At 73.1% G+C, this 22,294-nt stretch carries 18 protein-coding genes and 1 pseudogene; 9 read left to right on the top strand and 10 right to left on the bottom strand.

Annotated elements, in window-relative coordinates; genetic code table 11:
* Positions 1–6: 6 nt before the first annotated feature.
* Positions 7–864, bottom strand: coding sequence for a type I methionyl aminopeptidase (gene map / locus SACTE_RS08355; RefSeq protein ID WP_014045596.1), 858 nt, complete (start codon positions 862–864; stop codon positions 7–9).
* Between the two features lie 58 nt (positions 865–922).
* On the opposite strand from map, the gene SACTE_RS08350 reads away from it, so the two are divergent.
* Entirely contained in the window at positions 923–1,159 is a 237-nt protein-coding gene (locus tag SACTE_RS08350) for a hypothetical protein (RefSeq protein ID WP_014045595.1), read from the top strand.
* 16 nt (positions 1,160–1,175) lie between these two features.
* Here SACTE_RS08350 and SACTE_RS32995 read toward each other — a convergent pair.
* Positions 1,176–1,364 (bottom strand): annotated as a pseudogene (locus SACTE_RS32995) (MFS transporter); the annotation flags it as partial.
* 90 nt (positions 1,365–1,454) lie between these two features.
* Entirely contained in the window at positions 1,455–2,054 is a 600-nt protein-coding gene (locus SACTE_RS08345) for a hypothetical protein (protein ID WP_026359011.1), read from the bottom strand.
* A 118-nt stretch (positions 2,055–2,172) separates the two neighbouring features.
* On the opposite strand from SACTE_RS08345, the gene npdG reads away from it, so the two are divergent.
* Together npdG and SACTE_RS08335 are read left to right on the top strand one after the other, a co-directional pair.
* Positions 2,173–2,883 (top strand): NADPH-dependent F420 reductase, encoded by a 711-nt coding sequence (npdG, locus tag SACTE_RS08340; RefSeq protein WP_014045593.1) that lies wholly within the window; start codon positions 2,173–2,175, stop codon positions 2,881–2,883.
* Positions 2,884–2,967: 84 nt separating this feature from the next.
* Positions 2,968–3,150, top strand: a complete 183-nt coding sequence (locus tag SACTE_RS08335; RefSeq protein ID WP_014045592.1) for a hypothetical protein — start codon at positions 2,968–2,970, stop codon at positions 3,148–3,150.
* 24 nt (positions 3,151–3,174) lie between these two features.
* On the opposite strand, the gene SACTE_RS08330 is transcribed toward SACTE_RS08335, so the two are convergent.
* Positions 3,175–3,993 carry a site-2 protease family protein gene (locus tag SACTE_RS08330; protein WP_014045591.1) on the bottom strand — a complete coding sequence of 273 codons (819 nt, stop codon included), beginning with the start codon at positions 3,991–3,993 and terminating at the stop codon, positions 3,175–3,177.
* 230 nt (positions 3,994–4,223) lie between these two features.
* Between SACTE_RS08330 and SACTE_RS08325 the strand changes: the two genes are divergently transcribed.
* The gene (locus SACTE_RS08325) at positions 4,224–7,547 is read left to right on the top strand and encodes a BTAD domain-containing putative transcriptional regulator (protein WP_014045590.1); all 3,324 of its coding nucleotides are present in this window, start codon (positions 4,224–4,226) and stop codon (positions 7,545–7,547) included.
* A 27-nt stretch (positions 7,548–7,574) separates the two neighbouring features.
* On the opposite strand, the gene SACTE_RS08320 is transcribed toward SACTE_RS08325, so the two are convergent.
* The 3 genes from SACTE_RS08320 to panB form a co-directional block, all read right to left on the bottom strand.
* A complete protein-coding gene (locus SACTE_RS08320) occupies positions 7,575–8,432 on the bottom strand; it encodes an ABC transporter permease (protein WP_014045589.1) in 858 nt (285 codons plus the stop codon).
* Positions 8,429–9,448, bottom strand: a complete 1,020-nt coding sequence (locus SACTE_RS08315; RefSeq protein WP_014045588.1) for an ATP-binding cassette domain-containing protein — start codon at positions 9,446–9,448, stop codon at positions 8,429–8,431. Before SACTE_RS08315 ends, SACTE_RS08320 begins: the two co-directional genes overlap by 4 nt.
* 159 nt (positions 9,449–9,607) lie before the next feature.
* Complete coding sequence (gene panB, locus SACTE_RS08310) at positions 9,608–10,516, bottom strand: 3-methyl-2-oxobutanoate hydroxymethyltransferase (RefSeq protein ID WP_014045587.1); 909 nt, start codon at positions 10,514–10,516, stop codon at positions 9,608–9,610.
* Between the two features lie 202 nt (positions 10,517–10,718).
* Here panB and SACTE_RS08305 point away from each other — a divergent pair, with 202 nt between their 5' ends.
* The 5 genes from SACTE_RS08305 to SACTE_RS08285 all read left to right on the top strand — a co-directional run bounded on the left by SACTE_RS08305 (position 10,719) and on the right by SACTE_RS08285 (position 17,483).
* Entirely contained in the window at positions 10,719–12,338 is a 1,620-nt protein-coding gene (locus tag SACTE_RS08305) for a DHA2 family efflux MFS transporter permease subunit (RefSeq protein WP_014045586.1), read from the top strand.
* Between the two features lie 214 nt (positions 12,339–12,552).
* On the top strand, positions 12,553–13,278 hold the full coding sequence (locus SACTE_RS08300) for a TetR/AcrR family transcriptional regulator (protein ID WP_014045585.1): 726 nt from the start codon (positions 12,553–12,555) through the stop codon (positions 13,276–13,278).
* A 167-nt stretch (positions 13,279–13,445) separates the two neighbouring features.
* Positions 13,446–14,471: an endonuclease/exonuclease/phosphatase family protein gene (locus SACTE_RS08295; RefSeq protein WP_014045584.1), complete on the top strand. Its 1,026-nt coding sequence runs from the start codon at positions 13,446–13,448 to the stop codon at positions 14,469–14,471.
* Between the two features lie 389 nt (positions 14,472–14,860).
* Complete coding sequence (locus SACTE_RS08290; protein ID WP_014045583.1) at positions 14,861–16,045, top strand: Cmx/CmrA family chloramphenicol efflux MFS transporter; 1,185 nt, start codon at positions 14,861–14,863, stop codon at positions 16,043–16,045.
* Positions 16,046–16,274: 229 nt separating this feature from the next.
* Positions 16,275–17,483, top strand: a complete 1,209-nt coding sequence (locus SACTE_RS08285) for an MFS transporter (RefSeq protein WP_014045582.1) — start codon at positions 16,275–16,277, stop codon at positions 17,481–17,483.
* Between the two features lie 29 nt (positions 17,484–17,512).
* Here the strand turns inward: SACTE_RS08285 and SACTE_RS08280 are convergent, their stop codons facing one another.
* From SACTE_RS08280 to SACTE_RS08270, 3 genes are all read right to left on the bottom strand, one after another.
* Positions 17,513–18,652, bottom strand: coding sequence for a Rieske 2Fe-2S domain-containing protein (locus SACTE_RS08280; protein WP_014045581.1), 1,140 nt, complete (start codon positions 18,650–18,652; stop codon positions 17,513–17,515).
* 190 nt (positions 18,653–18,842) lie between these two features.
* The gene (locus tag SACTE_RS08275) at positions 18,843–20,597 is read right to left on the bottom strand and encodes an NAD+ synthase (protein WP_014045580.1); all 1,755 of its coding nucleotides are present in this window, start codon (positions 20,595–20,597) and stop codon (positions 18,843–18,845) included.
* Positions 20,598–20,676: 79 nt separating this feature from the next.
* Positions 20,677–22,248 carry a multicopper oxidase family protein gene (locus tag SACTE_RS08270; RefSeq protein WP_014045579.1) on the bottom strand — a complete coding sequence of 524 codons (1,572 nt, stop codon included), beginning with the start codon at positions 22,246–22,248 and terminating at the stop codon, positions 20,677–20,679.
* Between the last annotated feature and the right edge of the window lie 46 nt (positions 22,249–22,294).

Here is a 22,294-nt window from a genome sequence, read left to right as displayed (position 1 = left end):
GCGGCCTCACGGAAGCGTCAGGACGTCCGCCCCGGTCTCGGTGACGACCAGGGTGTGCTCGAACTGCGCGGTGCGCCTGCGGTCCTTGGTCACCACGGTCCAGCCGTCGTCCCACATGTCGTACTCGTGCGTCCCGAGCGTCAGCATCGGCTCGATGGTGAACGTCATCCCGGGCCGCATCACGGTCGTCGCGTGCGGGCTGTCGTAGTGCGGGACGATGAGGCCGGAGTGGAACGAGGAGTTGATCCCGTGCCCGGTGAAGTCCCGCACCACGCCGTAGCCGAACCGCTTCGCGTACGACTCGACGACCCGCCCGATGACGTTGATCTGGCGTCCGGGCCGCACCGCCTTGATCGCGCGGTTCAGCGACTCCCGGGTGCGCTCCACGAGCAGCCGGGACTCCTCGTCGACGTCACCGCAGAGATAGGTGGCGTTGTTGTCGCCGTGCACCCCGTTGATGTACGCGGTGACGTCGAGGTTCACGATGTCACCGTCCCGCAGCACCGTGGAGTCCGGGATGCCGTGGCAGATGACCTCGTTGACCGAGGTGCACAGGGACTTCGGGAAGCCCCGGTAGCCGAGGGTCGAGGGGTACGCCCCGTGGTCGACCATGAACGCGTGGGCGACCCGGTCGAGTTCGTCGGTGGTGACTCCCGGCGCGATGAGCTTGGCCGCCTCCTCCATCGCCTGGGCGGCGATCCGGCCCGCGATCCGCATGCGCTCCACGGTGTCGGAGTCCTGGACCTCCGGCCCGGTGTAGGGGGTGGGAGCGGGCTTCCCCACGTACTCGGGGCGCCGGATGTTTCCCGGGACGGAACGGACGGGAGTGATCTCCCCTGGTACGAGGAGCGACTGACCAGACATGTCAACGAGTCTAACCAGCGTGCTCGGGGCACCATGGCAGCGAGGAAAGGATCCGTCGATGGCCCTGTTCAAGAAGCGCACGGTCGGCAAACCGGGCGAGTGGTACTACTGCCTGGCCCACAAGAAGGTGGAGGAAGGCCCCGAGTGCCCGGCGAAGGACCGTTTCGGCCCGTACACCTCGCGGGAGGAGGCCCAGCACGCGATGGACACCGCGCGTGAGCGGAACCTCGAGTGGGAGAACGACCCGAAGTGGCACGACCGCACCAAGGAGACCCCGGACGAGACGCCGGACTAAGGGCTTACGCATCGGATCAGGCCGGATCAGTGGTGACCGGTCCCGTCCCGGCCCGGTCCTCGACGGGGCCGGGACGCGCCGCCCGCCTGCGCGCGGCGTCCTCGTCCGTCGCCGAGTCGTACGTGAGCAGCTTCGGCAGGGCCGCGGACAGCAGCGCGACCGAGGCGACGCACGCCACCCCGCCGGTCCGGATCGCGGACCGAGACGAGAGGTCACGAGGGGTCGTGTTCCGTCGCCGGCCGGGCCGACGGCAACTCCGTTCTCCCCGGTCGGGGCTTCGCGGGCCCCGGGCGCCTCACCACCGGGCCGGCGGCGGTGCCGTCAGCTGGTCGGCCAGCCGGGACAGCCGGTCCCGGAACGTGCCGCGCCCCCGGGTGGGTGTGCCGTTCTCTCCCGCCGCCGCGCTGACCAGGTGCTGGACGGTGTCCAGATCCACCTCGTCCGCGCCCGTCACCGTCAGCGCCTCGTGGGCCAGGCCCTGCACCTCCGGGTCGCCGCCCTCCAGCGCCAGGACGGTCGCACCCGCCCGGCGCGCGTCGTGCACCCGCTCCAGCAGGCCGCCCCCGGGGCGTCCCGGGGCGACCACCAGCAGCGTCTCGCCCCGGCCGGCCGCCTCGATCCGGCCGAGGCCCACCGCCAGGTGCGCCGGGTCGTCCGGGCGGGCGTGGTGGCGCACCAGCGTGGGCCGCAGCTGGGGCAGGCCCGACCAGGTGGACTCGTCCACCAGGTGCGCGGCCATGTGCCACGGCTCGTACACCTCCGTGCCCACCAGCAGGAGCCCGCCGCCCTGCGGTTCCACCGAGGACCGCAGGGTCCGGGCGAACCGCCGGGCGGCCGTCGGCCACCGGGTCCCGGCGAGTACCTCACGCAGCGTCGCGACTCGTACGGCATCCATGGCCGGCATCATGCCGCCGCGACGGTCCGCGTGAGGGCCGGACGGGGGTGCTCCACCCGAACGGGGACGAGCGGGCCGCAGCCGGTCTGGCCCGCCACCTCGCAGTAGTGTCGGGGCCATGACTACGCATGACAGTGGCAGCGCCCCCAAGCCCCCCGCCAAGGACCCCTTCGACCTCCCCGACGTGTCCGGCCTGACCGTCGGCGTCATCGGCGGCACCGGCCCGCAGGGCCGCGGCCTCGCCTACCGCCTCGCCCGCGCCGGGCAGAAGGTCGTCATCGGCTCCCGGGCCGCCGACCGGGCCGAGGCCGCCGCCGCCGAGCTCGGCCACGGCGTCGAGGGCGCCGAGAACGCCGCGTGCGCACGGCGCAGCGACGTCGTGATCGTCGCCGTGCCGTGGGAAGGGCACGCCAAGACGCTGGAGTCCCTGCGCGAGGAGCTCGCCGGGAAGATCGTCGTCGACTGCGTCAACCCGCTCGGCTTCGACAAGAAGGGCGCCTACGCCCTCACGCCCGAGGAGGGCAGCGCCGCCGAGCAGGCCGCCGCCCTGCTGCCCGACTCCCGGGTCACCGCCGCCTTCCACCACCTCTCGGCGGTGCTGCTCCAGGACGAGTCGATCGAGGAGATCGACACCGACGTGCTGGTGCTGGGCGAGGCCCGCGCCGACACCGACACCGTGCAGGCGCTCGCCAACCGCATCCCCGGCATGCGCGGGATCTTCGCGGGGCGGCTGCGCAACGCCCACCAGGTCGAGTCGCTGGTCGCCAACCTGATCTCGGTCAACCGCCGCTACAAGGCACACGCCGGACTGCGGACCACCGACGTGTGAGCGAGCCCCCGCCCGGAGCCGAAACGGGCATGAGGGACACTGGACGGGACCGCGCACCATCCCCCGACAGGAGCACCCGCCCTCATGCCCCGCCTCGCTCTCTACTCCCTCGCCGTCTGCGTCCTCGCCGTCGTGGCCGCGGTGGTCTCCTTCGTGGAAGGCAGCCTCCTCGGGATCGTCTGGGTGCTGCTGGCCGGCCTCTCGTCGAACATGACGTGGTTCTACGTCCGCCGGGAGAAGGCGCGCAGGGAAGCGACGGCCGCCTGACCGCCGAAGGCGCCCGGCAGGCGCTCAGGCCCGCACCGCACACCACGGGTCCTGGTCACCGAACCACTCCTGCCAGAAGCGGTACGTGTCGAGCCCGCAGTACGTCTCGACCTCGCTGACGCCCAGCCCCCGCAGCAGCGCGTCCACCGCGTCGAAGAACACCCCGTTCACCTCCGGGATCCACAGCAGTCCGAACACCGCGATCAGCCCGAACGGGGCGAACGGCTCCACCTGCCGCCGGATCCGGTAGGAGAGCCACGGCTCGATCACGCCGTACCCGTCCAGCCCCGGCACCGGCAGGAAGTTCAGAATCGCGGCCGTCACCTGGAGCAGCGCCAGGAACGCCAGCGCCAGCCGGAAGGCGAGCGGGACCCCGTCCAGCGCGCCCAGCCAGAACGGCGCCGTGCACACCACCGCGAACAGCACGTTGGTCAGCGGCCCGGCGGCCGAGATCAGGCTGTGCTTCCACCGCCCGGTGATGCCGCCCCGCTCGATGTAGACCGCGCCGCCCGGCAGACCGATGCCGCCCATGATCACGAAGAGCACCGGCAGCACGATGCTCAGCAGGGCGTGCGTGTACTTCAGCGGGTTGAGCGTGAGGTACCCCTTCGCCCCGATCGAGACGTCCCCGCTGTGCAGGGCGGTGCGCGCGTGCGCGTACTCGTGCAGGCAGAGCGAGACGATCCAGGCCGAGGTGACGAAGAGGAAGACCGCGAAACCGGTCTGCTCGGCGAAACCCGTCCACACGGCCCAGCCCGCGACGGCCATCACGGCGGCGATCCCGAGGAAGATCGGACTGACCCGCCGGTCGCTGCGATCGTTCCGGCGGAAGGCGGTGGTCATGGTGCGACTCCTGGGAAGTGGACGGCGTACGGCGAGTCCCGACAGTACGGGCGGCACGGCCCGGACGTCTCGTCCCCCCTCCCTGCCCACACCGCGTCCGCACACCCCCGCTCACCGGCGCCCGGCCCTCGCCGCCGCCCGGAGCGCCACGGGCCGGGGTCCGCAGAAGGGCAGAAGGGCGGAATCGACCTGGGGCCACCGGGCGCGCGCCCGTCCACCACAATGGGCGGGTGCACTACGGCATCCTCGGCACCACCCGCGCCCACCGCGACGACGGCACCCCCGCAGCCCTCGGCGGGGCGCGGCTGCGCGCCCTGCTCACCGTGCTGGCCCTGCATCCGGGGCGCACGGTCCCGGCCGGGGTGCTGGTCGACGAGGTGTGGGACGGCGACCCGCCCGCCGACGCCCCGGGAGCCCTCCAGGCGCTCGTCGGCCGGCTCCGGCGCGCCCTCGGCCGGGACGCCGTCGAATCCGTGGAGAACGGCTACCGGCTCGCCGCCGACCCGGACACCGTCGACCTGCACCGCTTCGAGCGGCTCGCGGGGGAGGGCACCCGGGCGCTGGAGGACGGCGACGCGGCGAAGGCCCTCACCCTGCTCGACGAGGCGCTCGCCCTCTGGCACGGCCCCGCCCTCGCCGACCTGCCGGACCGCGCCGTGACCGCCGCCCGCGTCCAGGCCCGGCGACTGGACGCGCGGCGCACCCGGGCCGGCGCCGTCCTCGCCCTCGGCCGTGCCGAGGACGCCCTGCCCGACCTCGTCGCGCTGTGCGCCGAGGCCCCGCTGGACGAACCCCTGCAAGCCCTGCGCATCGAGGCCCTGGCCGACGCCGGACGCACCGCGCAGGCACTCGCCGCGTACGACGAGGTGCGCACCCTGTTCGCCGACCGCCTCGGCACCGACCCCGGCCCCGCGCTGCGTGCCCTGCACGAGCGACTGCTGCGCCAGGACCCGCCCGCCCCGGCCCCCGCTCCCGCCCCGGCCCCCGCCCCGGCCGCTGCCGCCGCACGGCCGGGCAACCTGCGGGCCAGGCTGACGAGCTTCGTCGGACGGGACGCGGACCTCGCGGACCTGCGCGAGGACCTGTCCCGGGCCCGGCTGGTCACGCTCCTGGGCCCCGGCGGCGCGGGCAAGACCCGGCTGTCCCAGGAGGCGGCCGAATCCGTCGACCCGGCCGCCTGGCCGGACGGCGTCTGGCTGGCCGAGCTCGCACCGGTCGACGACCCCGAAGCGGTACCGGAGGCCGTCCTCACCGCGCTCGGCGGCCGCGAGACCGTGCTGCGCGGGGCGGGCGCCGAGGAACTGCGGGCGGCGGAGCGGGGCGCGGGCGAACCGCTCGCCCGGCTCACCGAACGCTGCTCCGGGCGCCGCATGCTGCTGCTCCTGGACAACTGCGAGCACCTCGTCGAGGCCGCCGCCGCCCTCGCCGACCACCTGCTGGCCCGCTGCCCGGGGCTCACCGTCCTCGCGACCAGCCGCGAACCCCTCGGCGTGCCCGGCGAGTTCGTCCGGCCGGTCGACCCGCTGCCCGACCCGATGGCGCTGCGCCTGCTCGCCGACCGCGGGGCCGCCGCGGTGTCCGGCTTCCGGGTCGACGCGGACGAGGAGACGGCGGCGGCCTGCGCCGAGATCTGCCACCGCCTCGACGGGCTCCCGCTCGCGATCGAACTCGCCGCCGCCCGGCTGCGCATGCTCACCCCGCGCCAGATCGCCGACCGTCTCGACGACCGCTTCCGCCTGCTGACCAGCGGCAGCCGCACCGTACTGCCGCGCCAGCAGACCCTGCGCGCGGTCGTCGACTGGTCCTGGGACCTCCTGGACGAGGCCGAACGCACCGTCCTGCGACGGCTGTCGGTCTTCTCCGGCGGCTGCACCCTCGCCGCCGCCGAGGCGGTCTGCGCGGTCCGGCCGCAGGACCGGGGCGACATCGCCGGGGTGCTCGGCTCGCTGGTCGACAAGTCCCTCGTCGTCGCCGCCCCCGCCGCGGACGGCCGGATGCGCTACCGCCTCCTGGAGACCGTCGGCGAGTACGCCGCCGAACGGCTCGACGAGGCGGACGAACGGGAGGCCGTCGAACGCCGGCACCTCGTGTTCTTCCGGGAGCTGGCCCGTACCACCGACCCCGGACTCCGGGGCGCCGGACAGCTCGCCGCCCTGGAACTGTTCCAGCGGGAGTACGAGAACCTGCGCACCGCCCTGCGGCGCGCCGTCGCGGCCCGCGACGAGCAGGAGTCGCTCTGCATGGTGCTCTCGCTCGCCTGGTACTGGCAGATGCGGGATCTGCGCAGCGACGCCCTGCTGTGGGCCGAAGCCGTCTCCGCGCTCGGCCCCGACCCGTTCGCCGGACCCGCCCGACCGGCGCCCTCGCTCACCGAACGCTGCACCGACGCGCCGCCGCCGATGGGCCCCGAACTGCTCCAGGAGGCACGGCGCCAGGTGGCGCTGCTCAGCATGGCGAGCATGGACCACGCGATGGACGTCTGGGGGAGCGAGGCCGGCCTGGGACGCCTGCGGGTCATCGCCGCCACCTACCGGGCCGGCCAGCCGCAGACCTGCCGTAGCCCGGGGCTGCTCTGGTTCTTCGCCGTCATGCTCACCGGTGACGTCCAGGACCCGCGCGGACTGCTGGACGAGACGCTCCGCGCCGCACGGGAGCTCGGGCACGAGTGGGAGCTGGCCTCGGTGCTCCAGATGCGTGCCAACGTGCTGGCCAACCGGCCCGAGTGGGCGGGCGGGGCCCGCGCGGACGCCGACGAGAGCCTGGAGATCTTCGGCCGTCTCGGCGACGACTGGGGCGCGGCGGAGGCGCTGTCCTCGCGGGGCGAGGCGAACGAGAAGGCGGGCGACCACGCCGGGGCGGCCGAGGACTACCAGGCCGCGATCGGCTACGCGGAGAAGCTCGGCGCCCGGGCCCAGGTGCTGGTGCTCCGCACCCGGTTCGCCTCGGCGCTGACCGAGCTCGGTCGCGGCGCGGAGGGCGAGGCGATCTTCCGGGAGGTGCTCGTCGAGGGGCGGCACGCGGGGCACGAGTCGACGGCGTTCGCCCGGTTCTTCCTGGCCCAGTGGCTGGGCACGTCCGGCCGTACGGTCGAGGCGCGTGAGCAACTGGCCGTGCTGTACGACGATTTCCGGTCCACGTCCGTGGGCGCCTTCGAGGCCTTCGTGCTGGGCGGCCTGGCCTGGCTGGACACCTTGGAGGGGCGGTACGCGGACGCCCTGCCCCGGATCAGGGAGGCGCTGGACCGGGCCGACGACCGGCTGGCGCAGATGATGGCGCCGCAGATGCACGCGTTCTACCTGGTCACCGCGGCCCGCGCGCTGGGCGGGCTCGGCGGGGAGCGCCGGGCCACCCTCGCGGCGCGGCTGCTGGGCGCCGGACGGGTGCTGCTGCCGGACGGACACGTGCCGGCGACGATGGAGCGGACCAACTACGCGGCGGCCGTGGAGCTGGTCCGCGGCGCCCTCGGGGACGCCGCCTACGAGGCCGCGTACACCGAGGGCGGCGGCCTCTCCCAGGAGGAGGCCACCGCCCTCGTCGACGCGTACCGGGACTGAGTGCCCCGGAGGCCACCCGGCAGGCTCTCAGGACTTCTTGCGGAACTTGGACACCGCGAGCGGAGCCATCACGGCGGTGATGACCACGGTCCAGCCGAGCGTCACCCAGACCGAGTGGGCGAGCGGGCCGCCCATCATCAGGGCACGGGCGGAGTCGGCCAGGTTGGACAGCGGGTTGTAGTCGGTGAACGTCCGGAGCCAGCCGGGCATCGTCTGCGTCGGGGCGAAGATGGAGGATCCGAACTGGAGCGGCATCATCACGAGCATCCCCATCCCCTGGACCGACTGGGCCGTCTTCATGCTCAGTCCGAGCAGGATGAAGATCCACATGATCGCGGCACCGAAGGCGGCCGACAGGGCGATCGCCCCGATCAGCCCGAGCACCGACTCCTGGAGCTCCATGCCGAGCGCGAAGCCCATGGCCAGCAGGATCAGCGTGGCGACCATCATCCGGCCGAGCTCGACCACGATCTTCGCGATGAGCACCGAGGAGCGGGCTATCGGCATCGTGCGGAACCGGTCCATGACCCCCTTGCGGAAGTCGTCGTTGACACCGGAACCGACCGCCATGGCGATGTTCATGCCCATCATCGCCATCAGGCCGGGGATCAGGTAGTTGAGGTACTCCTGCCGGCCGCCGCCCATGCTGCTGCCGACCGAGCCGCCGAAGACGTACACGAACAGCAGGGTGAAGACGATCGGCATCAGGAGCGCGTCGAACATCGACTCCGGATCCTTCTTGATCTGGAGCAGGTTGCGCCGGACCAGCGCACCGATGTGGCGCAGGTTGTTCCGCAGCCCGATCCGGCCCTCGTCGTGGGGGACCCAGGCCGGTGCGGACACGGCCTCGTCGGTGGGGGTGGGCGTCAGAGTCGTCGTGCTCATGCCGCGACCTCCTGAGGAATCGTGTCGGTGACGGTGGCCTTGCCGCCCGTGATGGCGAGGAACACCTCGTCCAGGCTGGGCAGCGCGGTGGCGACGTGGGCGAGGGGGAAGCCCCGGGCGGCGAGCAGGCCGATCACGGCGGTCAGCTGCTCGTCGCTGAGGATCGGTACGTACAGCAGGCCCTCGTCCGGGACCGCCTGGGCGCCCGCGACCCCGTCGAGGTGGGTCTCCCGCAGCGCCTCGGCCATCGCGGCCAGGTCGGCCGGGTCGGACGGCCGGATCTGCAGGGTGCGGCCGCCGACCTTGGCCTTCAGCTCGTCGACACCGCCCCGGGCGATGATCCTGCCGTGGTCGATGACCGTGAGCTCACTGGCGAGCTGTTCGGCCTCCTCCATGTACTGGGTGGTGAGCAGCACGGTCGCCCCCTCCGCGACCATGCGCTGCACCTCGTCCCAGACCTCGTTGCGGGTGCGGGGATCGAGGCCCGTCGTCGGCTCGTCCAGATAGAGGATGGCCGGGCTGCCGATCATCGATGCGGCCAGGTCCAGCCGGCGGCGCATGCCGCCGGAGTAGTCCATGGCGGCCTTGCGGGCCGCGTCGGTGAGCGAGAAGCGCTCCAGCAGTTCGTCGGCGCGGGAGCGGGCCTTCTTGCGGGACAGATCGAGCAGCCGCCCGATCATGTAGAGGTTCTCCCAGCCGGAGAGCTTCTCGTCGACCGAGGCGTACTGCCCGGTCAGGCCGATGGTGCGGCGCAGCTGGCGGGGCTGCTTCACCACGTCGTAGCCGGCCACGACCGCGTGCCCGGCGTCGGGCAGGATCAGGGTGGACAGGCAGCGTACGAGGGTGGTCTTCCCGGCGCCGTTGGGGCCGAGCACGCCGAGGACGGTGCCCTCGCGGACGTCGAGGTCCACACCGTCCAGTGCCTTGGTCTCGCCGTAGTGCTTGACCAGCCCCCGTACCTCGACGGCGTTGGCGCCGCTCCTGGGGTTCGTGTCGTTTCGCGTCATGTCCACCATGACACCAGCCGTCACCGACATCTCACCGACATATCGCCGACAGCCGCCGACGCCCGGCCGACGCGCTCCCGAAACGGGCGACAGCCCGCCGATGGGGGAAGTCGGCGGGCTGTCGGTGGTGCGGCAGTGGTCAGCTGTGCGCCGGGGCGCGGACGTCGCTCAGTGGAAGGTGTGCTCCGGCTGCGGGAACGTTCCGCCGACGACCTCCTCGGCGTACGTCCGCGCCGCGTCGCCGAGCACCTGGCGCAGGTTGGCGTACTGCTTGGAGAAGCGCGGCACCTTGCCGCCGGTCAGCCCGGCCATGTCGGTCCAGACCAGCACCTGCGCGTCGGTGTCCGGCCCGGCGCCGATGCCGACGGTCGGAATGTGCAGGGTGCGGGTCACCTCGGCGGCCAGCTCGGCCGGTACGAGTTCGAGGACGACGGCGAACGCGCCCGCGTCCTGCACCGCCTTCGCGTCACGCAGCAGCTGCTGGGCGGCCTCCTCGCCGCGGCCCTGTACCCGGTAGCCCATCGCGTTCACGGACTGGGGGGTCAGCCCGATGTGGCCCATGACCGGGATGCCGGCCTCGACCAGCAGGCGGATCTGCTCGTGCGACCGCTCGCCGCCCTCCAGCTTGACCGCGCCGACACCGGCGTCCTTGACCAGCCGGGTGGCGTTGCGCAGGGCCTGTACGGGGCCCTCCTGGTAGGCCCCGAAGGGCAGGTCCGCGACGATGAGGGCGCGCTTGGTGCCCCGGACGACGGCGGCGGAGAGCATGGTCATCTCGTCCATCGTGACGGGCACGGTGGTCTCGTAGCCGAGATGGCAGTTGCCCATGGAGTCGCCGACGAGCATGACCGGGATGCCGGCCTCGTCGAAGACGGACGCGGTCATCGCGTCGTAGGCGGTGAGCATGGGCCACTTCTCGCCGCGCTCGGTGGCGGCGGTGACGTCGTGGACGGTGACTCGGCGGGTGCTCGTGCCCCCGTACAGTGCCTTACCGGCGCCGGGGGTGGGTCCCGTGGTGGTGGGCGGGGTGCCCGCCGGGGACGGTGCGGCCTGATTCTGCGCAGCCTGAAGCGACATGGCCAACGGCTCCTTCGTCATCTCGAGGCGCCCTGACGGCGTCCCCGGATCCCTTCCATGGTGGCATCCCGCCGCCGCTCCCGGGAAGTGGGCCCACCATGAGCTTTCGGCAACCGCCGCCGGTACGTCCGGTGAAGGCGCCCTGGTAAAGACTTTCCAATACGAGACGGTCTCGTATCGAATAGGGCCTAGGCTGGTGGCCATGTCCATACCGTCCGGCTCCCCAGCCGTCGCGTCCCGTGTCCCCGAAGCGGTCCACCGCCGACGCTGGGCGATCCTCGCCGTCCTCATGTTCAGCCTGCTCATCGTCGTTCTGGACAACTCGATCCTGAACGTCGCGGTCAGGACGATCGCCACCCCCGCGCCGACCGGCATCGGCGCCACCCAGAGCGAGCTCGAGTGGGCGATCAACTCCTACACGCTCGTCTTCGCCGGACTGCTCTTCACGGCCGGTCTGCTCGGCGACCGCATCGGTCGCAAGAAGGTCCTGCTGGGCGGCATCCTGGTCTTCGGCCTCGCCTCCGCCCTGGCCGCCTTCTCCTCGTCCCCGGGTGAACTCATCACCTGGCGGGCCCTGATGGGCCTCGGCGCGGCCTTCGTGATGCCCGCCACCCTCGCCGTCCTGATGAACGTCTTCGAGCGCGACGAGCAGCCCAAGGCCATCGGCATCTGGGCCGGCAGCGTCGGCCTCGGCATCGCGATCGGCCCGATCACCGGCGGTGCGCTCCTGGAGCACTTCTGGTGGGGCTCGATCTTCCTGGTCAACGTGCCCGTGGTGGTCATCGCGCTGATCGCCATGGCCGTCCTCGTACCGGACTCCAGGGACCCCGCGCCCGGCAAGGTCGACCCGCCCGGCGTCGTCCTGTCCATCGTCGGCCTGGTCCTGCTCGTGTACGGCATCATCCGCGGCGGCGAACTCGCCGACTTCACGGACGTGACGGTGCTCGCCCCGGCCGTCGGCGGCCTGGTGGTGCTGGCGGTCTTCGTCTGGCACGAGAAGCGCAGCAGCCACCCGTCGATCGACATGTCGTACTTCGGCAAGCCGGCCTTCTCCGCCGCCGTCGCCGCCATCGCGCTCGTCTTCTTCGCGCTGATGGGCGTCACCTTCTTCTCCGCCTTCTACCTCCAGAGCGTGCGCGGCTACAGCGCCCTGCAGTCCGGTCTGCTGATCCTGCCGCTGGCCGTCGCGCAGATGGTCTTCTCGCCGCGCGCCCGGCTGGTCGTGGACCGCTTCGGCGCCCGCGCGGTCTGCACGGTGGGCATGCTGCTGGTCGCGGGAGGCCTGGCGGCCTTCGCGCTCTTCGACGCGGACACGCCCGTCTGGGTGATGTGCGTGGTCTTCTTCGTCCAGGGCACCGGCATGGCGCACATCATGCCGCCGGTCACCGTCGCCGTGATGCAGGCCCTGCCCCGCGAACGCGCCGGTTCCGGCTCCGCCATCAACAACACCTTCCGTCAGGTCGGCGGGGCGCTCGGGATCGCCGTTCTCGGCTCGGTGCTCTCCACGGTCTACCGGGGCGACATCGAGAAGCACCTCGACGGTGTCCCGGCCGCCGCGCGGGACGTGGCGGGGGAGTCCATCGAGGCGACGCTCGGCGTCGCGGCGAAGCTGGGCCCGGCGGGCAAGCCGCTGGCCGCGGCCGCGAACGACGCGTTCATCGGGGCCATGCACGTCACCGCCCTCGGTTCGGCGGCGGTCGCGCTGATCGGCGCCGTCGTGGTGGGCCTCTTCCTGCCGGGCAGGGCGAGCGCCCCCGCGGGCCCGGAGGCGTCCCGGCAGCCCGATCGCGTCCCGGTGGCGCAGGGCGGGCCGGCCGAGTGACACCGGGGCCGGCCCCCTGCCCGGGGCGTGACACCGCCCGGGCAGGGGCCGCGCCCGTTTCCCCGGCCCGCATGCCGGACACCTGCGCCACGCCGCTGGACCCCGCACCGCCAGGGGCCGTTCGCCCCGGCCGCCGACGGTCGGCGAGAATCACAGGTGACCGGCACGGACAACGGTGCGGTGACGGCGGACGGCTCGGCGAGAGGTGACCCACGTGCAGGCGGCACAGGACACGCCCCAGGACCCGGCCGTGGGCCACGGCCCGGCCCGGCCCGGGGACGACCGGCAGGATCCCCCCTGCGGTCACGGCCACGACGCCGAGCCCCGCCGGGGCCGCCCCCGCAGCGCCGCCGCCGAGCGGGCCATCATCGACGCCGTCGTGCAGCTTCTGGAAGCCGGCGAGCCGCTGGCCGGACTGTCCATCGAGCGCATCGCCCGCACCGCCGGAGTCGGCAAGGCCACCATCTACCGGCGCTGGAGCGGCAAGGAGGAGCTCTTCGTCGACGTCCTGCGTGCCGTCGAGCCCACCGACCCCGTCGTCTCCGGCACCGCGGGCCTCGACGACCTGCGCCTCATGCTGGAGTCCATCCGCACACGCGGGATCGCCCAGCGTTCCTCGGTCTTCCTGCACAACGTGTTCGTACAGATGAAGAGCCATCCCAAGCTGTGGGCCGAGTACCAGCGCACCGTCATCGCGCCGCGCCGCGCCGCGATGCTGGCCGCCGTGCGGCGGGCGGTCGACGCGGGCGAACTCCGCGACGACCTCGACACCGAGCTGATGGACGACCTGTTTCTCGGACCCATGCTCGTCCGTACCCTCCACCGCCCCGACGCCTCCCTGCCCGACGATCTCGTCGACCGCGTCATCCGGGTCCTGTTGCAGGGTCTCGCCCCGAAAGCGCAGGTCGCGACGGGCGGACGGGCACGCCGCCCCGCGTGACCGTCGTGTCACAGCCCTCGGGCCGGCCCCCGTCCACCGGAACCCTGGGTACCGCCCCGGTCGTCCTGATGGCAGAACGGCCGTCGTCGGCGGCAGGAACGGCGCCTCTCATCGCCTAGGGTCGTGGGGCGCGGCGATGTGTACGGCAAAGCAGTGAGGACAGCGCGATGGTGCAGGCGTACAGGGCGGAAACCGAGAACGCCGACCCGGGCCCCCGGCGGCCCGGCACCCGCCTGCGGGCCCTGCGGCACAGACTGACCACCGACCGCGGCATCTGGCGGCGCGGTGTCCTGCTCGCCCTCTGCGCGGTCCTCCTCACGCTGGTGATGATGCTCCACGCCAGGATCCCCAACGCGATCGGCAACACGGGCAGCCTCATCGAGACGTTCCTGCCCTGGTTCGGCCTCTTCGTCCCGGTGCTGCTGCTGCTCGGGCTGCTGCGCCGCTCGGCGACCGCGGTGGTCGCCCTGATCCTGCCGGTGGCCGTCTGGCTCAACCTCTTCGGCGGCCTGCTGTTCGCCGACAAGTCGGGTGCCGGGGGCGACCTCACCGTCGCCACCCACAACGTCAACGCGGGAAACCCCGACCCCGCGGGCACCGCCCAGCAGGTCGCGGGCTCGGACGCGGACGTCGTGGCCCTCCAGGAACTGCCCGACGGCAAGGTGGCGGCGTACGAGAACGCCCTCGCCGGCCGCTACCCGCACCACTCCGTGCAGGGCACCGTCGGCCTGTGGAGCAAGTACCCGCTGACCGACTCCCGCCCCGTCGACATCAAGCTGGGCTGGACCCGCGCCATGCGGGCCACCGTCGCCACCCCGGAAGGCCCCGTCTCGGTCTTCGTCGCCCACCTGCCCTCGGTACGCGTCAAGCTCGACGCCGGCTTCACCGCCAGCCAGCGGGACCGCAGCGCGGACGCGCTGGGCGAGGCGATCGCCGACGAGCCCATCGAACGGGTGGTCCTGCTCGGTGACCTCAACGGCACGATGAACGACCGCTCCCTGAACGCCGTCACCGCCCAGATGCGTTCCACCCAGGGCGCCGCGGGCGACGGATTCGGCTTCAGCTGGCCGGCGGCGTTCCCGATGGCGCGGATCGACCAGATCATGGTCCGGGGCGTCGAACCGCTCTCCTCCTGGACGCTCCCGGCGACGGACAGCGACCACCTCCCGATCGCGGCCCGCGTCCAGCTGTGACCGATCGCCGTACCCCGCACGGGGACGGCGCTACACTCCCTCCCATGTCCAGCCCCGAGTCCGACAGACTCCGGCCACCGGTCCGCCGGTGGCCGATCCGCGACGCCGAAGGCCTCTGACCCCCGCGGTCACCCGCCCCGTCCCGTCGCCCGTCGCCCGCCGCCGGATCCCGCGGCGGTGTGGGCCGGCCTTTCCGCCGGACGTTCCCGTCGGGCTTCTCCGCCGACGTCCCGTCCGCGTCATGTCCCGTGAGACCACCGGACATTCCACCGTGTCGCCGTCCCGCGCCCCCGTGCGCGTGGCGGGCACGTCCCGCACCCCCGCGTACACCGCTCGTCCTCCGACGGTTCCATACGAGCCTGTACGTCTGTACAAGGGGTCCCTCTCTCATGCCATTCGCTGTGTACGTGCTCGGGCTGGCGGTCTTCGCCCAGGGCACTTCGGAGTTCATGCTGTCCGGCCTGCTCACGGGCATCGCCGGCGACCTGCACGTCCCACTGTCCGCCGCCGGGCTGCTGACCTCGGCCTTCGCGGTCGGGATGGTGGTCGGCGCACCGCTCACCGCCCTCGCCGGCCGCACCTGGCCCAGGCGCCGGGCGCTGCTGTTCTTCCTCGGCGTCTTCGTCGCCGTCCACGTGGCCGGCGCGCTGACCGGCAGCTACGGGGTGCTGCTCGCGACCCGGGTGGCGGGGGCGCTCGCCAACGCCGGGTTCTGGGCGGTGGCGCTGGTCACCGCGGTGGACCTGGCCGGTCCGCGGCGGCGGGCGCGGGCCACCGCCGTGGTCGTCGGCGGGGTCACCGTCGCCTGTGTGGTGGGCGTGCCCGCCGGTGCGGTGCTGGGTGAACTGTGGGGCTGGCGCGCCGCGTTCTGGGCCGTCGCCCTCGTCTCCCTGCCGGCGGCCCTCGCGCTGCTGCGGGCCGTGCCCGGCGGGCGTCCCGGTGACGTACCGCTGCTGAGCGCCCGTACCGAACTGCGGGCGCTGGCACGCCCCCGGCTGCTGCTGACGCTGCTGGTGATGGCGCTCGTGCAGGGGGCGACCTTCTGCACGTTCTCCTACCTGGAACCGCTGGTCACCCGGGTCACCGGGGTCGGTGCGGGCTGGGTGCCAGCGGTGCTGGCGCTGTTCGGCGCCGGCTCCTTCGCGGGGGTCACGCTGGCCGGGCGGCTGGCCGACACCCACCCGAGGGCGGTCGCCGGGCTCGGCATGGCGGCGCTCACGGCGGGCTGGGCGGCACTCGCCCTCACCGCCGCCCACCCGGTGGCCGTCCTCGCCCTGGTCCTGCTCCAGGGCGCGCTCGCCTTCGGTACGGGGACCGCCCTGATCACCCGGGTCCTCCAGCAGGCCCCGGACGCCCCCACCCTGGCGGGCTCCTTCGCCACGGCCGCCTTCAACGTGGGCGCGGCGACCGGCCCTTGGCTGGGCGGCCTGACCCTCGGCACGAGCCTGGGCTTCCGCGCACCGGTGTGGGTCAGCGCCCTGCTGATGGTCCTGGCGCTGGCAGTGGCGGCACTCCTCGCGCGGGAGCCCGCCACCGTGCGCGTCCACGCCCTGCCCGGTGTGGACGAAACCTGACAACGGCCCCCGGACACCACCGTTTCGCCCGGTCTGCGATGCCGAGTGACGTCCACATCACACCGCGCCGCAACGGTTCGTTCATCTCCGGGCATAAAACGTCTGAGAGACTTTGTTCCGACGGGGTACATAATCCGGTCAGGCAATGACGCCGACGCTCCCGCACCCATCCGCCGCCACCCGGTCCACCACGGCCGGCCGCCGCCCCCTGCCCGAAAGGTTCTCCACCATGCCCCTGGCCCTGCTCGCCCTCGCTGTGAGCGCCTTCGGCATCGGCACCACCGAGTTCGTGATGATGGGCCTGCTGCCCAACGTCGCGGACGATCTGGGAACGTCCGTACCCACCGCCGGATATCTCGTCTCGGCGTACGCGATCGGCGTCGTCCTCGGTGCCCCGCTGCTCACCGGCCTCGGCTCCAGGATCCCGCGCAAGCGGATGCTCCTGCTGCTGATGGCCCTGTTCACCGTCGGCAACCTCGCCTCCGCCTTCGCCCCCGGGTACGGCTGGCTGCTGGCCGGCCGGGTCCTGGCCGGGCTGCCGCACGGGGCGTTCTTCGGCGTCGGCGCGGTCGTCGCCGCACGGCTCGTCCCCGACGGCCGCCAGGCGCGGGCCGTCGCCACCATGTTCCTCGGGCTCACGGTCGCCAACATCGTCGGCGTACCGGCCGCCACGCTGCTCGGCCAGCACCTCGGCTGGCGCGCCACCTTCATGGTGGTCGCGGTGATCGGCCTGGCCGCCATGGCCGCGCTGGCCCGTCTCGTCCCGCAGATCCCGCGCGAGGCCCACCAGGACGTCCGCCACGAGATCCGCGCGCTGGGCAACCGGCAGGTGGTCCTCGGCCTGCTCACCGCGGTCCTCGGCTTCGCGGGCGTGTTCGCCGTCTACTCCTACCTCTCCTCCATGACGACCGAGGCCATGGGCTTCGGCGAGTCCTCGGTCACCCTCGTCCTGGCGCTGTTCGGCATCGGGATGACACTGGGCGCGCTGGCCGCCGGGCCGCTGACCGACCGCGCCCTGCGGCCCACCCTGTACGGCTCGCTCGCCGCCCTGTCGGTGGTGCTGGTCGTCTTCCCCTTCGCCGCCCATGTGAAGTGGGCCGCGCTGGTGATGGTCGTGCTGCTCGGCGCGGTCGGCTTCATGACCACCACGCCGTTGCAGATGCTGGTGATGAACAAGGCCAAGGACGCCCCCACCCTCGCCTCCGCCTCCAACCACTCCGCGTTCAACCTGGCCAACGCCGGTGGCGCCTGGCTCGGCGGTGTGGCCATCTCGGCGGGCTGGGGCTGGACGTCACCCGCCCTGGTCGGCGCGGCCCTCGCGGTCGCGGGCCTGGCGGTGGCCGTCACCGCGGGTGTGCTGGACCGGACGCCGGGAACCTCGCGGATCGTGGCGGGCGGCGCGGCCGTGCGCGACGAGCGGAAGGCCGGCGTGCGCTGACATGCCGGCCCCCGTCGCCGGGCGCGGCCTCATCGGCCCGGCGCGTGGTGCAGGGAGGCCCCGGTCTCGGAGGGCGCTCCGGACCCCGCCGCCCGCTCGTCGCGGGCGGACCGCGCCGGCTCGCCGCCGTCCGTGCCCGGTGGCGGCGGGTAGAACCGCCGCGCCCAGCGCCGGAACGGGCCGATCGGGCCGTCGCCGGGAGCGAGCCGGGGCGGTTGCACGTACTCCTTGTGATGCCAGATCGGGAAGTCGGCGGCGGTGAACTCGCAGCTGGACCGGAAGACGGCCCGGTCCAGCAGCCGGGCCGCGGTCCGGCTCACCGCCCGCGCGAGCGGGGCCGGCAGCCGGGCCGGCTCGTCGAAGGCGATGCGGTTGCGCTGCCGGAACTGCATCCGGTTGGGCCCGATCGCCGTCGGCATGATCATGGTGCACATCCGCAGGCCGAGCCTGGGCGTGTACACGTCGACGTGCAGACAGCCGAGCCCGTAGCCGTCCACGTCCACGTGGACGACGAAGTCGCCCAGGAGCGGCGCCGACTCGTGGGCGCGCACGGACACGTGGAACGTCGCGTCGTCGTAGACCACGGGCCCACTGATCTCGGCCGAGGACCAGCCGTGCAGGGTGGCGAAGTGTCCCAGGTCGACCGTGTTCTCGATGACCTCCTGGGCGTTGCCGGCCAGCTCCCACACGGCGCTGCGGGCGGGCCGGTGACCGATCTCGTGCCAGTCGGGGACGGACCAGTCCGGGTCCCGGCCGTCGTGGTGCCGCCAGACGAAGACCGCGCCGTTGGCCTCGCGCACCGGCAACCGGGTCAGCGGTGAACGGGGCGGCGGTGTGTCGTACCCCGTACGCACACAGGCGCCGTCGGGCCCGAACGCGAAGAGGTGGAAGGGGCAGACGAGGTTCTCGCCCTCGACCTTCGCCAGACCGAGATGGGCGCCGAGGTGCGGGCAGTACGGACGCACGGCGCGGATCGCCCCCGTGCCGAGCCTGTACAGCACCACGTCCTGCCCGGCCAGCGGCCGGGTGAGCACGGTGCCGTTGCGCAACTCCTCGGAGAAGGCCAGCGCGGACCAGCCGCTCGGATACGGCAGAGCGGCCGCGCCCGCGGCGTCGGCCGGCGTCGGTCCCTCGGTGATGGCGCCCCTGTACTCGCGTGACAGTCCCACGGCTCCCCTCCCGGTGCAGGTCCCCTGGAGACTGCCCGGACCGTGCGCCGATCCACCCGGCACGCCACACATCATCCGAAAGGGGAGAAGCCGGCCAGGGTTGACGGCGGGGGGCGGGACGCGAAGGGGGCCGGGGAGGTCCGCTCCCGCGTACCTCCCCGGCCCCCGGTCCCGCACCGGCGCGCGGCCGTCAGTCCGACTCGCGCCACCGGTTGGTGATCGGCAGCCGGCGGTCCTTGCCGAAGCCCTTCGGCGAGATCTTCGTGCCCGGCGGGTACTGCCGCCGCTTGTACTCCGCGGTGTCCACCATCCGCAGCGTCTTCGTCACCAGCTCCGCGTCGAACCCGGCCGCCACGATCGCGTCCCTGCCCTGGTCCCGGTCGACGTACAGCTCCAGGATCCGGTCCAGCACGTCGTAGTCCGGCAGGGAGTCCGTGTCCACCTGGTCCGGGCGCAGCTCGGCACTCGGCGGCTTGGTGATGGAGGCCTCCGGGATCGGCGGCGTCTGCCCGCGCTCCTCGGCGGCCCGGTTGCGCCACTTCGCGAGGCGGAAGACGGACGTCTTGTACACGTCCTTGATCGGCCCGTACGCGCCGACCGAGTCCCCGTACAGCGTCGAGTAACCGACCGCCAGCTCCGACTTGTTGCCGGGCGCGAGCACGATCTGGCCCTCCTGGTTGGAGATCGCCATCAGTGTCGTGCCCCGCAGCCGCGACTGCAGGTTCTCCTCGGCGAGACCGGTCAGCCCCAGCTCACCCATGTACGCGTCGAACATCGCCTCGATCGACACGGTGCGGTAGTTCAGTCCGGTGCGCCGGGCCAGCTCGGCCGCGTCGCCCTTGGAGTGGTCCGAGGAGTACTTCGACGGCATCGAGACGCCGTACACGTTCTCCGGGCCCAGCGCGTCACAGGCGATCGCCGCGACCAGCGCCGAGTCGATGCCGCCTGAGAGCCCGATCAGGACGCTGCGGAAACCGTTCTTCGCGGCGTACGCCCGCAGGCCCACCACCAGCGCCGAGTACAGCTCCTCGTCGTCGTCGAGCCGCTGCGCGTAACCGCCCGCGAGCTCCGGCTCGTACGCCGGAAGGGGCTCGTCGGACAGGACCACGTGGTCGATCCGCAGCTCGTCGTTGACGATCCCGGACGGCACCTCGGCCGCGGCGGCCGGCAGATCCAGGTCCAGGATCACGCTGCCCTCGGAGAACTGCGGGGCGCGGGCGAGGACCTCTCCGTCCTTGTCGACGACGATCGAGTCCCCGTCGAAGACCAGCTCGTCCTGGCCGCCCATCATCGCCAGGTACGCGGTCGTGCAGCCGGCCTCCTGGGCGCGCTTGCGGACCAGTTCGAGCCGGGTGTCGTCCTTGTCGCGCTCGTACGGGGAGGCGTTGATCGACAGCAGCAGCCCGGCACCGGCGGCCCGGGCGGCCGGGACGCGGCCGCCCTCCTGCCACAGGTCCTCGCAGATCGCGAGCGCCACGTCGATGCCGTGCACCCGCACCACGGGCATCGAGTCGCCCGGCACGAAGTACCGGAACTCGTCGAAGACGCCGTAGTTGGGCAGGTGGTGCTTGGCGAAGTTCAGCGCGACCTCCCCGCGGTGCAGCACGGCGGCCGCGTTGCGCGGGGACCCCGCGGGCTGCCCGTAGCGGGCCGCGGTGTGCTCCGAGCGGTCGAGGTAGCCGACGACGACCGGCAGCTCGCCGAAGCCCTCGTCGGCGAGGCGGGCGGCCAGCGCGCGCAGCGCCCGGCGTGACGCCTCGACGAAGGACGAGCGCAGGGCCAGGTCCTCGACGGGATAGCCGGTCAGCACCATCTCGGGGAACGCCACCAGGTGGGCGCCCTGCTCGGCGGCGTGCCGGGTCCAGTGGACGACCGACTCGCTGTTGCCGGCGAGGTCGCCCACGGTGGAGTCGATCTGATTCAGTGCGAGACGTAGTTGAGGCACGGTTCCCAGTGTAATCGTCTGATTGACGCAATGTCCTGGCGGGCCGCCGCGTCGCCGCGGAGAACCCGCCAGGCGCAGGTCAGCGGAGGTAGCCGAGGACCGTCATCATGCCCGCCTCGGCGTGGTAGACGTTGTGGCAGTGCAGCATCCACAGCCCCGGGTTGTCCGCGTCGAGGTCGACCGTCAGCGTGCGGCCGGGCAGGATCGCAGCGGTGTCCTTGCGGGCGCCCGGCGCGGCCCCGTCGCCCGAACCGGCCAGGGCGAAGGTGTGGCCGTGCAGATGCATCGGGTGCCACATCGCGGTGCGGTTGGTGAAGGCCAGCCGGACACGTTCGCCGTCCTTCACCGGCAGGCGCACCGCCGGGTCGTACGGCTTCCGGTCGAAGGCCCAGTCGTACGCCGCCATGGAGCCGGTGAGCGTGATCGGTACCGTCCGGTCGGGCTCGCGCGAGGTGAGCGCCACCGACGGGTCGGCGGCCAGCCGGTCGGCCGTGAGCACCTGGCCGTCCAGTTCCTTCGGCCGCGCGGTGGCCGGCGGCAGGGCGCCCGCACCCGTCCGCAGCACGGCCAGCGCCGAGGCGCCCTTGCCCTCGGCGAGCGCGGTCAGCGGGAACACCCCGTCCCCGGCCGTGACCAGCACGTCGTAGCGTTCGCCCATCCCGAGCAGCAGGGCGTCGGTCTCGGTGTGCCGGACCGGAAAGCCGTCGGAGTGCGTCACCGTCATCCGGTGGCCGCCGAGCGCCAGCCGGAACGCGGTGTCCCCGCCCGCGTTGATCACACGCAGCCGGATCCGGTCGCCGGGCTTCGCCTCGAAGGCCGAAGGCGAGGCGGCCGTACGCCCGTTGACCAGGTAGTGCGGATAGTCGACGTCGCCCGCGTGGCCGCCCAGCAGCTCGCTGTCGGAGGCGTCGAGCAGACGCGAGGGCGCGTCCCCGGTGCCCTTCGCCGGGGCGGCGGCCGGGTGCCCCGAAGCGTCGTGGCTGCTGCCCGCGCCCCCGGTGAGCTCGTCCAGGACCGCGTCCGGGGTGGAGCCGTCGACCCCGTCGAGCCAGTCGTCGAGGACGACCACCCACTCCTTGTCGTAGGCGAGGGGCTCCTTCGGGTCGTCGACGATCAGCGGCGCGTACAGCCCGCGGTCCAGCTGCACGCCCGAGTGGGGGTGGAACCAGTACGTCCCCGGCTGCGTGACCGCGAAGCGGTACGTGAACGCGGCACCCGGCTCGATCGGCCGCTGGGTGAGCCCCGGTACCCCGTCCATGTCGTTGCGCAGGGCCAGCCCGTGCCAGTGCATGGAGGTCGACTGCGTCAGGTGGTTGGCGAGCGTGAGCTCCAGGGTGTCACCCGCCGTGACCCGGACCGCCTCCCCGGGCAGCCGCTCCCCGTACGACCAGGTGGAGACGGTGACGCCGTCCCCCAGTTCGAGGCGCGAGGCGGTGGCGGTGAGCGACACCTTCCGCAGGGGGCCCGCGCCCCGCTCGGCCTCCCTGGCCGCGACCTCCGGGCCGTCGGGGGCGACGTAGGTGTCGGCGGCGGCCCGGGGGGCCGCGGGGGTGGGCAGGGGCGCGGCGTGGGCCCGGGAGGTCAGGGCCGCCGTGCCCGCCAGGGCGAGACCCGCGCCGAGCACGGCGCGACGGTTGGGCATTTCAGACATATCGCGCACCGTACCCCTGTGGGGTAGAGGAGCACGGTCCCGAAAC

The organism is Streptomyces sp. SirexAA-E (genome assembly GCF_000177195.2).
In the GTDB taxonomy this organism is placed as follows: Bacteria; Actinomycetota; Actinomycetes; order Streptomycetales; family Streptomycetaceae; genus Streptomyces; species Streptomyces flavovirens.
The sequence above is the reverse complement of the archived record's forward strand: the minus strand, read 5'-3'. Positions and strand labels throughout refer to the sequence as shown.